Here is an 11,171-nt window from a genome sequence, read left to right as displayed (position 1 = left end):
GCGAGGCCTGCACGCGCCGTTACCCTTACCCTCCCCCACTCCTCCTTCGTTTCACCCCCTCTCTCCTCCTCCCCCTCCCCCCCCCCCCCCCCCCCCCCCGCCCCCACACCCACGCGCGTGGCTACGATGGGCCAGCCGGTGGCCAGCAGGGGCCGCGCGGCCATACAACCGTCGGGAAGGCCATGCTGAACAAGTACGCGCGTGCATTCTTCACGCGTGTCCTCACACCGTTCGCCGCGTTTCTCATCCGCCGGGGCGTGAGCCCCGACACGGTCACGCTGATCGGCACCGCCGGCGTGGTCGCGGGCGCGCTGGTCTTCTACCCCATGGGCGAGTTCTTCTGGGGCACGGTCGTGATCACGCTGTTCGTGTTCTCCGACCTCGTCGACGGCAACATGGCCCGCCAGCTCGGCCGCTCCAGCCGCTGGGGCGCCTTCCTGGACTCCACGCTCGACCGGGTCGCCGACGGCGCGGTCTTCGGCGGCTTCGCCCTCTGGTACGCGGGCGACGGGAACGACAACGTGCTGTGCGCCGTCTCGATCTTCTGTCTGGCCAGCGGCCAGGTCGTGTCGTACACCAAGGCGCGCGGCGAGTCGATCGGGCTGCCGGTCGCGGTCAACGGGCTCGTCGAGCGCGCCGAGCGGCTCGTGGTGTCGCTCGTCGCCGCCGGGCTCGCGGGCCTGCACGCGTTCGGGGTGCCGGGCATCCAGTACCTGCTGCCGGTCGCCTTGTGGATCGTCGCCGTCGGCAGCCTGGTCACGCTGATCCAGCGGGTGGTCACCGTCCGGCGCGAGTCGGCGGAGGCCGATGCGGCGACCGCCGCGGCCCAGCAGGGGACCGAGGGGCGTGAGGCGACCCAGTGAGCGCACGCGACCGGCTGACCGACGGGCTGTACGGGCTCGGCTGGAGCACCGTCAAGAACCTCCCCGAGCCGGTGGCGGCCCGTCTCGGCCGCACCATCGCCGACCTCGCCTGGAGGCGGCGCGGCAAGGGCGTGCAGCGTCTGGAGAGCAACTACGCGCGCGTGGTGCCGGACGCGAGCCCCGAGCAACTGGCCGAGCTGTCACGTGCGGGCATGCGCTCCTATTTGCGCTACTGGATGGAGTCCTTCCGGCTCCCCGCCTGGAGTCCCGAGCGGATCGCGTCCGGGTTCGAGCCCAAGGACCTGCACCACCTGACCGACGGCCTCGCGGCCGGCAAGGGCGTCGTCCTCGCGCTGCCGCACCTGGCCAACTGGGACCTCGCCGGCGCCTGGGCCACCACCGCGCTGGGCATCCCGTTCACCACGGTCGCCGAACGCCTCAAGCCCGAGACGCTCTACGACCGCTTCGTCGCCTACCGCGAGGGCCTCGGCATGGAGGTCCTGCCGCACACCGGCGGCGCGGCCTTCGGCACCCTCGCCCGGCGACTGCGCGGGGGCGGCCTGGTCTGTCTGGTCGCCGACCGCGACCTGTCCGCGTCCGGCGTCGAGGTCGAGTTCTTCGGCGCCACCGCGCGCATGCCCGCCGGCCCGGCCCTGCTCGCCCAGCACACCGGCGCGCTGCTGCTCCCCGCCACGCTCTGGTACGACGAATCGCCCGTCCTGCGGGGCCGCCTCCACCCCCCGATCGCCGTACCCGAGTCAGGTACGCGAGCCCAGCGGACGTCCGTCATGACACAGGCGCTGGCAGACGTCTTCGCCACGGGTATCGCCGACCATCCGGAGGACTGGCACATGCTCCAGCGGCTGTGGCTCGCCGATCTCGACCCCGCGAAGGGATCCGCGTGAGAATCGGCATCGTCTGCCCGTACTCCTGGGACGTGCCCGGCGGCGTCCAGTTCCACATCCGCGACCTCGCCGAGTACTTCATCCGGCTCGGCCACGACGTCTCCGTCCTCGCCCCCGCCGACGACGACACCCCGCTCCCGCCGTACGTCGTCTCGGCCGGCCGCGCCGTCCCGGTGCCGTACAACGGCTCGGTGGCCCGGCTGAACTTCGGCTTCCTGAGCGCCGCGCGGGTGCGCCGCTGGCTGCACGACGGCGCCTTCGACGTGGTCCACATCCACGAGCCGACCTCGCCCTCGCTCGGGTTGCTGACCTGCTGGGCGGCGCAGGGCCCGATCGTGGCGACCTTCCACACGTCGAACCCGCGCTCCCGCGCGATGATCGCCGCCTATTCCATCCTCCAGGCCGCCCTGGAGAAGATCAGCGCGCGGATAGCGGTGAGCGAGTACGCCCGCCGCACCCTGGTGGAACACCTCGGCGGGGACGCCGTGGTCATCCCCAACGGCGTCGACGTCGACTTCTTCGCCCGTGCCGAACCCAACCCCGAGTGGCAGGGCGGGACGATCGGTTTCGTCGGACGCATCGACGAGCCCCGCAAGGGTCTGCCGGTGCTGATGGCCGCCCTTCCGAAGATCTTCGCCGAACACCCGGACGCACGCCTGCTGGTGGCGGGCCGCGGCGACGAGAAGGAAGCCGTGGAGAACCTCCCCGAGGAACTGCGTCCCCGCGTCCAGTTCCTCGGCATGGTCAGCGACGAGGACAAGGCCCGCTTCCTGCGCAGCATCGACCTCTACGTCGCCCCCAACACCGGCGGCGAGAGCTTCGGCATCATCCTGGTCGAGGCCATGTCCGCCGGGGCCCCGGTGCTCGCCTCCGACCTCGACGCCTTCGCCCAGGTGCTCGACCACGGCGGCGCGGGCCAGCTGTTCGCCAACGAGGACGCGGACGCCCTGGCCGAGGCGGCGGTACAACTGCTGGGCGACCCCGAGCGACGGGCCGGCCTGCGTGAACGCGGCAGCGCCCACGTCCGGCGCTTCGACTGGTCGACGGTCGGCGCGGACATCCTCTCCGTGTACGAGACGGTCACGGCCGGCGCGGCGGCGGTGGCGGCGGACGACAGGGGCTCCCCGGGCCTGCGGGCACGGTTCGGCCTGGCCCGCGACTGACGCGGTGGGGCGGGACCGGCGACGCGGCCGGGCGACTCGGGCCCCACTGGGGGAGTGCGCGGACGAAGCCGCTCGAAGGCCGGAGCGGGGCCGTGGGCGGCAGTCCCCGGCCGCCGCCCACAGGCGGCACCCCGGCCGGGCCCGCGGAGCGACTAGCCTTGCCGCCCGTGACCGCAACCCTCATCTGGATCCTCGTCGTCCTCGTCGCCATCGGCCTGTACCTGAGCTGGACGGCCGGACGCCTGGACCGGCTGCACGCCCGTATCGACGCCGCCCGTGCGGCGCTGGACGCACAACTCCTGCGCAGGGCGTCGGTGGCCCAGGAACTGGCCACCTCCGGCGTGCTCGACCCGGCCGCCTCGATCGTGCTGTACGAGGCGGCGCACGCCGCCCGGCAGGCCGAGGAGGAGCAGCGGGAGGTCGCCGAGAGCGACCTGAGCCAGGCGCTGCGGGCGGTCTTCGCGGACGTGCAGCAGTTGGAGGCCGTCCGTGAGGTGCCCGGGGGAGAGGCCGCGGCACACGAGTTGAGGGAGGCGGTCCTGCGGGTGCCGATGGCCCGCCGCTTCCACAACGACGCGGTGGGCGGGGCCCGCAGGCTGCGCGAGCACCGCAAGGTGCGCTGGTTCCGGCTGGCCGGCCACGCCCCGTTCCCGCTTGCCTTCGAGATGGACGACGAGCCGCCCGCCGTGCTCACGGGCCGTTCGCGCTCGTGACCACACCCGGGCGAACCACGGCCGGGATCCCAAAAGGATCCACCGCCTTCCCATTGGCCCTTGCTGTGGACTGGTCCACTCGCGTTTCCTCGGTGCGGTAGAAAGCCCTCTTTCCCTTCAGTGAGGTCAACCCGTGTCCAGCACCCAGAACCAGGCCCCCGAGACCGGCACCGCGCGCGTGAAGCGCGGCATGGCCGAGCAGCTCAAGGGCGGCGTGATCATGGACGTCGTCAACGCGGAGCAGGCGAAGATCGCCGAGGACGCGGGCGCCGTCGCCGTCATGGCCCTGGAGCGGGTTCCCGCCGACATCCGCAAGGACGGCGGCGTGGCCCGGATGTCCGACCCCAACATGATCGAGGAGATCATCGAAGCGGTCTCCATCCCGGTCATGGCGAAGTCCCGCATCGGCCACTTCGTCGAGGCCCAGGTCCTCCAGTCCCTCGGCGTGGACTACATCGACGAGTCCGAGGTCCTCACCCCGGCCGACGAGGTCAACCACTCCGACAAGTGGGCGTTCACCACTCCCTTCGTCTGCGGTGCCACCAACCTGGGCGAGGCCCTGCGCCGCATCGCCGAGGGCGCCGCGATGATCCGCTCCAAGGGCGAGGCCGGCACCGGCAACGTCGTCGAGGCGGTCCGTCACCTGCGCCAGATCAAGAACGAGATCGCCAGGCTCCGCGGCTTCGACAACAACGAGCTGTACGCCGCCGCCAAGGACCTGCGCGCCCCGTACGAGCTGGTCAAGGAGGTCGCCGAGCTGGGCAAGCTGCCGGTCGTGCTGTTCTCCGCCGGCGGCGTGGCCACCCCCGCCGACGCCGCTCTGATGCGTCAGCTCGGCGCCGAGGGCGTCTTCGTCGGCTCCGGCATCTTCAAGTCCGGCGACCCGGCCAAGCGCGCCGCCGCCATCGTGAAGGCGACCACCTTCTACGACGACCCGAAGATCATCGCGGACGCGTCCCGCAACCTCGGCGAGGCCATGGTCGGCATCAACTGCGACACCCTCCCCGAGGCCGAGCGCTACGCCAACCGCGGCTGGTAGTCACCATGACCGACGCACCTGTCATCGGCGTCCTGGCCCTCCAGGGCGACGTACGGGAGCACCTCATCGCCCTGGCCGCGGCCGACGCCGTGGCCAGGCCGGTCAGGCGCCCCGAAGAACTCGCCGAGGTCGACGGCCTGGTCATTCCCGGCGGCGAGTCCACCACCATCTCCAAGCTGGCCGTCCTCTTCGGCGTGCTGGAGCCCCTCCGCGCGCGTGTGCGGGCCGGCCTGCCCGTCTACGGCACCTGCGCGGGCATGATCCTGCTCGCCGACAAGATCCTCGACCCGCGCTCGGGGCAGGAGACCGTCGGCGGCATCGACATGATCGTGCGCCGCAACGCCTTCGGACGGCAGAACGAGTCCTTCGAAGCGGCGGTCGACATCGAGGGCGTCGAGGGCGGTCCGGTCGAGGGCGTCTTCATCCGCGCCCCCTGGGTCGAGTCCGTCGGTGCCCGCACCGAGGTCCTCGCCGAGCACGGGGGTCACATCGTCGCCGTCCGCCAGGGGAACGCGCTGGCCACGTCTTTCCACCCGGAGCTGACGGGCGACCACCGCGTGCACTCCCTGTTCGTGGACATGGTGCGCGCCAACCGGACACCGGAGTCCTTGTAGGATCTCTGGCGTTCACGCAGAGATGGGTTACGCGAAGGAGACAGGCAGATGTCCGGCCACTCTAAATGGGCCACGACGAAGCACAAGAAGGCCGTGATCGACGCCAAGCGCGGCAAGCTCTTCGCGAAGCTGATCAAGAACATCGAGGTCGCGGCGCGGATGGGCGGCGTCGACCTGGACGGCAACCCGACGCTCTACGACGCCGTCCAGAAGGCGAAGAAGTCGTCGGTCCCGAACAAGAACATCGACTCCGCGATCAAGCGGGGCGGTGGCCTTGAGGCCGGCGGTGCCGACTACGAGACGATCATGTACGAGGGTTACGGCCCGAACGGCGTCGCGGTGCTCATCGAGTGCCTCACCGACAACCGCAACCGCGCGGCCTCCGACGTGCGCGTCGCCATGACCCGCAACGGCGGCTCCATGGCCGATCCCGGCTCGGTGTCGTACCTCTTCCACCGCAAGGGCGTCGTCATCGTCCCCAAGGGGGAGCTGACCGAGGACGACGTGCTCGGCGCCGTCCTGGACGCGGGCGCCGAAGAGGTCAACGACCTCGGTGAGTCCTTCGAGGTCATCAGCGAGGCCACCGACCTGGTCGCGGTCCGCACCGCTCTCCAGGACGCCGGCATCGACTACGACTCCGCCGACGCCAACTTCGTCCCGACCATGCAGGTCGAACTGGACGAGGAGGGCGCCAGGAAGATCTTCAAGCTGATCGACGCGCTCGAGGACAGCGACGACGTGCAGAACGTCTTCGCCAACTTCGACGTCAGCGACGAGGTCATGGAGAAGGTCGACGCGTAGCGTGCCGCAGGCGGGGCGCGATGTCGGCGGGCCGATGGGACACCTCCCATCGGCCCGCGGCCGTTGTCGGTGGCAGCGGATAGCCTGGCGGGAGTCAAAGATCACCGCCCGGGCGACCATCCATCGAGGAACCCCGACGGTGCTCACCCAGGTCCGCGGGAGCGGGGGCGGTTCGGCCGCCAGGAGAGCGGCGGCGGTTCAGTCGCGACGAGGGAGGGGCGCGTGCGCGTACTCGGGGTGGACCCCGGCCTGACGCGATGCGGCGTGGGCGTCGTCGAGGGCGTCGCGGGCCGGCCGCTCACGATGCTCGGCGTCGGTGTCGTACGGACGCCCGCCGACGCCGAGTTGGGGCAGCGCCTCGTCGCCGTCGAGCAGGGCATCGAGCGGTGGCTGGACGAGCACCGGCCGGAATTCGTCGCCGTGGAGCGGGTGTTCAGCCAGCACAACGTGCGCACCGTCATGGGCACCGCCCAGGCCAGCGCCGTCGCCATGCTGTGCGCCGCCCGCCGCGGCATCCCCGTCGCCCTGCACACCCCCAGCGAGGTCAAGGCCGCCGTCACCGGCAGCGGTCGCGCCGACAAGGCCCAGGTCGGCGCCATGGTGACCCGGCTGCTCCGCCTCGACGCACCCCCCAAGCCAGCCGACGCCGCCGACGCCCTCGCCCTCGCCATCTGCCACATCTGGCGCGCCCCCGCGCAGAACCGACTCCAGCAGGCCGTCGCCCTGCACACATCGAAAGGCCGTACGGGATGATCGCCTTCGTGAGCGGACCGGTCGCCGCCCTCGCCCCCGACTCCGCGGTGGTGGAGGTGGGCGGCATCGGCATCGCCGTCCAGTGCACCCCGAACACGCTCTCGGGACTGCGCATGGGCCGGGAGGCCAGACTGGCCACCTCCCTGGTCGTCCGTGAGGACTCCCTCACCCTGTACGGCTTCACCGACGACGACGAGCGCCAGGTCTTCGAGCTGCTCCAGACCGCGAGCGGGGTCGGGCCGCGCCTCGCCCAGGCCATGCTGGCCGTCCACTCGCCGGACGCCCTGCGGCGCGCCGTCGCCACCGGCGACGAGCGGGCCCTCACCGCCGTCTCCGGCATCGGCAAGAAGGGCGCCCAGAAGCTGCTGCTGGAGCTGAAGGACCGCCTCGGCGAGCCGACCGGCGCCCCCGCGGTCGGCACGCCCGTCACCCAGGGCTGGCGCGACCAGCTGCACGCGGCCCTGATCGGCCTCGGCTACGCGACCCGCGAGGCCGAGGAGGCCGTGACCGCGGTCGCGCCGCAGGCCGAGGCCGCCGGGGGCACGCCCCAGGTCGGCCAGCTCCTGAAGGCGGCGCTGCAAACCCTCAACCGAGCCCGCTGACCCACCTACATCCCCGAGGCACACCACATGAACTGGGACGACCCGACCGACGCGACGGCAGACGAGGGGCTCGCCGGCCCCGCCGCGGAGCGGCTGGTGGGCTCTGTCGCCGACGGCGAGGACCAGGCCGTCGAGGCCGCCCTGCGCCCCAAGGACCTGGGCGAGTTCATCGGTCAGGAGAAGGTCCGCGAACAGCTCGACCTCGTCCTGCGCGCCGCACGCGCGCGCGCCGCGACCGCCGACCACGTGCTGCTCTCCGGCGCCCCCGGCCTCGGCAAGACCACCCTCTCGATGATCATCGCGGCCGAGATGGGCGCCCCGATCCGGATCACCAGCGGCCCCGCCATCCAGCACGCGGGCGACCTCGCCGCCATCCTCTCCTCCCTCCAGGAAGGTGAGGTCCTCTTCCTCGACGAGATCCACCGGATGTCCCGGCCCGCCGAGGAGATGCTCTACATGGCGATGGAGGACTTCCGCGTCGACGTCATCGTCGGCAAGGGCCCCGGCGCCACCGCCATCCCTCTGGAGCTGCCTCCGTTCACCCTGGTCGGCGCCACCACGCGGGCGGGCCTGCTGCCGCCCCCGCTGCGCGACCGTTTCGGCTTCACCGCGCACATGGAGTTCTACGAGCCGGCCGAGCTGGAGCGGGTGATCCACCGCTCGGCGAACCTCCTCGACGTCGAGATCGACACCGACGGCGCCGCCGAGATCGCCGGCCGCTCCCGTGGCACGCCCCGTATCGCCAACCGCCTGCTGCGCCGCGTCCGGGACTACGCCCAGGTGAAGGCCGACGGCGTGATCACCCGCGAGATCGCGGAGGCCGCGTTGAGGGTCTACGAGGTCGACGCCCGCGGCCTCGACCGCCTCGACCGCGCGGTCCTCACGGCCCTGCTGAAGCTGTTCGGCGGCGGACCGGTCGGCCTGTCCACGCTCGCCGTCGCGGTGGGGGAGGAGCGGGAGACCGTGGAGGAGGTCGCCGAACCCTTCCTGGTCCGTGAGGGCCTGCTCGCCCGCACGCCCCGAGGCCGGGTCGCGACCCCGGCGGCCTGGACCCACCTGGGCCTGACCCCGCCCCGCCCGGCGACCGCGGGAAACGGACAACAGGACCTGTTCGGGGCGTGACGGCGCGGGCATCCCTCCGGGATCGGACGGGACGATGGCGGCGCAGGAACCCTGGTGCCATGCTGAGCGTTGTTCACTGCGCGCGGACTCGCTTAGACTCCGCCGATGCTGCCCTAGTCGGCAGCATCCACACCCCCAACCATCAGGCCGCTCACCATCGCGGTCGCGTGAAGGAAGTACCGACCCGTGAGTCTCGTGACCATCCTCCCGTTCATCGTGCTCATCGGGGCCATGTTCCTGATGACCCGGTCGGCGAAGAAGAAGCAGCAGCAGGCCGTGGACATGCGCAACCAGATGCAGCCCGGTAGCGGTGTCCGCACCATCGGGGGCATGTACGCGACGGTCAAGGAGGTCAGCGAGGACACGGTCCTCCTCGACGCCGGCCCGGGTGTGGACCTGCTCTTCGCGAAGAACTCGATCGGTGCCGTCCTGACGGACGACGAGTACAACCGCATCGTCCACGGCATCGAGCACGACCTGAAGTCCGACGCCGACGTCGTCCCCGACGACGCCTCCTCCCTCACCGGGACCGACGGATCCGCCGACGCTGCCGCCGCCTCCGACGACCAGCCCGTCGACCTCGGCAAGAAGGACGAGGACCTCGGCGTGAAGGACGAAGCCGAGGCCGAGGAGAAGACCGCCGGGGGGAACACCGCCGAGGCCGACGCAGAGCCGAAGAAGACCGACGGCGACTCCGACGCGAAGAAGTAGCCACGATCCGGGGCACGCGGGTCCGTCCCGCGTGCCCCGGGCGCGCGCAATCTCGCACCTAGGGGATCCCGACACCATGTCATGGCCGCTGCCGCGCTGACCCGGCGCGAGGCGGCCCGAGAGGGAGTACGAGAAGGTGGCAGCACCTAAGAAGGGCCGGAGCGCGAGTGCCCAGAGCAAGCCGTGGCGCTCGCTGGCCCTGATCCTGATCGCCATCGTGGGGCTCACCGGAGGCATGTTCCTCTCCGGCCACACGACTCCGCGTCTCGGCATCGACCTTGCCGGCGGTACGAGCATCACGCTCCAGGCGAAGGCCGACCAAGGGTCCGCGATCAACAAGGCCAACATGGACACCGCGGTCGAGATCATGAACCGCCGTGTCAACGGCCTGGGCGTCTCCGAGGCGGAGGTGCAGACCCAGGGCGATCGCAACATCATCGTGAACATCCCCAAGGGCATCAACTCCAAGGAAGCCCGGGCACAGGTCGGCACCACCGCCAAGCTGTACTTCCGCCCGGTCCTGGCCAGCGAGCCCAGCGGCCCCGCCGCGAGCGGCTCGCCGAGCCCCTCGGCCAGTGGCTCCCCGACCGCCTCGCCGAGCCCTTCCACCAGCGCCTCCGCGGGTGAGAAGGCCTCCTCCTCGACCTCCCCGTCGGCCTCCGCCACCTCCCAGGGCCGCGCCGTCACCGACGCGCTGAAGGCCGACTCCACGCCGTCGCCCTCCGCGAGCGCCTCGGCCTCCGCCGGCGGCTCCGCCACCGACGAGACCGCCCTCCAGGCGAAGTACGCCGCCCTGGACTGCACCAAGAAGTCGCAGCGTGCCGCGGCCGACGAAGGCGTCAAGCCCGGCGACACGACCGTGGCCTGCGGCCAGATCGAAGGCGCCTGGTACAAGTACCTGCTCGGCCCGGCCGCCGTCGACGGCACCGAGGTCGACGAGGCCCAGGCGATCTTCGACACCCAGGGTGCCGCGGGCTGGCAGGTCAACATGAAGTTCGACTCCAAGGGTGCGAAGAAGTTCGCGGACATCACGGGCAAGCTCGCCCAGAACCAGCAGCCGCAGAACCAGTTCGGCATCGTCCTCGACGGCGAGGTCGTCTCCAGCCCGTACGTCAGCTCCTCCATCGCCGGCGGCCAGGCCCAGATCTCCGGCAGCTTCACCCAGGACGAGGCCCAGAGCCTCGCGAACATGCTGTCGTACGGCGCGCTCCCGCTCAGCTTCGAGGAGTTGGGTGCCCAGACGGTGACCGCCGCGCTCGGCGGTGACCAGCTCCGCGCCGGTCTGCTCGCGGGCGCCATCGGCCTCGCCCTCGTGATCGTCTACCTGGTGGTCTACTACCGCGGCCTGTCGCTCATCGCGATCGCCTCGCTGCTGGTCTCCGCCGCGCTGACGTACGTGATCATGTCGCTGCTCGGCCCGACCATCCACTTCGCCCTCAACCTGCCGGCCGTCTGCGGTGCCATCGTGGCCATCGGCATCACGGCGGACTCGTTCATCGTGTACTTCGAACGGGTCCGGGACGAGATCCGCGAGGGCCGCTCCCTGCGCCCCGCGGTCGAGCGGGCCTGGCCGCGCGCGCGGCGCACCATCATGGTCTCCGACTTCGTGTCGTTCCTCGCCGCCGCGGTGCTGTTCCTCGTCACCGTCGGCAAGGTCCAGGGCTTCGCGTTCACCCTGGGCCTGACCACCGTCCTCGACGTGGTCGTGGTCTTCTTCTTCACCAAGCCGCTGATGACGCTGATCGCACGCCGCACGTTCTTCGCGAGCGGCCACAAGTGGTCCGGCCTCGACCCGAAGAGCCTGGGTGCCAAGCCGCCGCTGCGCCGTACCCGCCGTCCCTCCGGTCCTGCCGCCGGTCCCGTCGAGACGAAGGAGGCGTGAGCG

At 71.4% G+C, this 11,171-nt stretch carries 11 protein-coding genes and 1 pseudogene; all 12 read left to right on the top strand.

Annotated features, from left to right (window positions below):
* Positions 1-126: 126 nt before the first annotated feature.
* Positions 127-863: pseudogene (gene pgsA / locus ACZ5Y0_RS30145) on the top strand (phosphatidylinositol phosphate synthase).
* Complete coding sequence (locus ACZ5Y0_RS30140; protein WP_469131843.1) at positions 860-1,768, top strand: phosphatidylinositol mannoside acyltransferase; 909 nt, start codon at positions 860-862, stop codon at positions 1,766-1,768. The pseudogene pgsA and the gene ACZ5Y0_RS30140 overlap by 4 nt, the downstream one beginning before the upstream one ends.
* Positions 1,765-2,931, top strand: a complete 1,167-nt coding sequence (locus ACZ5Y0_RS30135) for a glycosyltransferase family 4 protein (RefSeq protein ID WP_469131842.1) — start codon at positions 1,765-1,767, stop codon at positions 2,929-2,931. The genes ACZ5Y0_RS30140 and ACZ5Y0_RS30135 overlap by 4 nt, the downstream gene beginning before the upstream one ends.
* A gap of 167 nt (positions 2,932-3,098) precedes the next feature.
* A complete protein-coding gene (locus ACZ5Y0_RS30130; protein ID WP_469131841.1) occupies positions 3,099-3,644 on the top strand; it encodes a LemA family protein in 546 nt (181 codons plus the stop codon).
* 133 nt (positions 3,645-3,777) lie between these two features.
* Entirely contained in the window at positions 3,778-4,683 is a 906-nt protein-coding gene (pdxS, locus tag ACZ5Y0_RS30125) for a pyridoxal 5'-phosphate synthase lyase subunit PdxS (protein WP_356567268.1), read from the top strand.
* 5 nt (positions 4,684-4,688) lie between these two features.
* On the top strand, positions 4,689-5,297 hold the full coding sequence (gene pdxT / locus ACZ5Y0_RS30120; protein ID WP_469131840.1) for a pyridoxal 5'-phosphate synthase glutaminase subunit PdxT: 609 nt from the start codon (positions 4,689-4,691) through the stop codon (positions 5,295-5,297).
* 48 nt (positions 5,298-5,345) lie between these two features.
* Positions 5,346-6,098, top strand: coding sequence for a YebC/PmpR family DNA-binding transcriptional regulator (locus ACZ5Y0_RS30115; RefSeq protein ID WP_469131839.1), 753 nt, complete (start codon positions 5,346-5,348; stop codon positions 6,096-6,098).
* Positions 6,099-6,320: 222 nt separating this feature from the next.
* Positions 6,321-6,851, top strand: a complete 531-nt coding sequence (gene ruvC / locus ACZ5Y0_RS30110; RefSeq protein WP_469131838.1) for a crossover junction endodeoxyribonuclease RuvC — start codon at positions 6,321-6,323, stop codon at positions 6,849-6,851.
* Positions 6,848-7,453: a Holliday junction branch migration protein RuvA gene (gene ruvA / locus ACZ5Y0_RS30105; RefSeq protein WP_469131837.1), complete on the top strand. Its 606-nt coding sequence runs from the start codon at positions 6,848-6,850 to the stop codon at positions 7,451-7,453. The genes ruvC and ruvA overlap by 4 nt, the downstream gene beginning before the upstream one ends.
* A 27-nt stretch (positions 7,454-7,480) precedes the next feature.
* Positions 7,481-8,575, top strand: a complete 1,095-nt coding sequence (gene ruvB, locus ACZ5Y0_RS30100; RefSeq protein ID WP_469131836.1) for a Holliday junction branch migration DNA helicase RuvB — start codon at positions 7,481-7,483, stop codon at positions 8,573-8,575.
* Positions 8,576-8,761: 186 nt separating this feature from the next.
* Positions 8,762-9,286: a preprotein translocase subunit YajC gene (yajC, locus tag ACZ5Y0_RS30095; protein ID WP_469131835.1), complete on the top strand. Its 525-nt coding sequence runs from the start codon at positions 8,762-8,764 to the stop codon at positions 9,284-9,286.
* A gap of 136 nt (positions 9,287-9,422) precedes the next feature.
* On the top strand, positions 9,423-11,168 hold the full coding sequence (gene secD / locus ACZ5Y0_RS30090) for a protein translocase subunit SecD (RefSeq protein WP_469131834.1): 1,746 nt from the start codon (positions 9,423-9,425) through the stop codon (positions 11,166-11,168).
* The last annotated feature ends 3 nt before the right edge of the window (positions 11,169-11,171 follow it).

The organism is Streptomyces sp. NPDC033216 (assembly GCF_055577115.1).
Note: the sequence above shows the minus strand (reverse complement) of the source record. Positions and strands in the feature narration are given on the sequence as shown.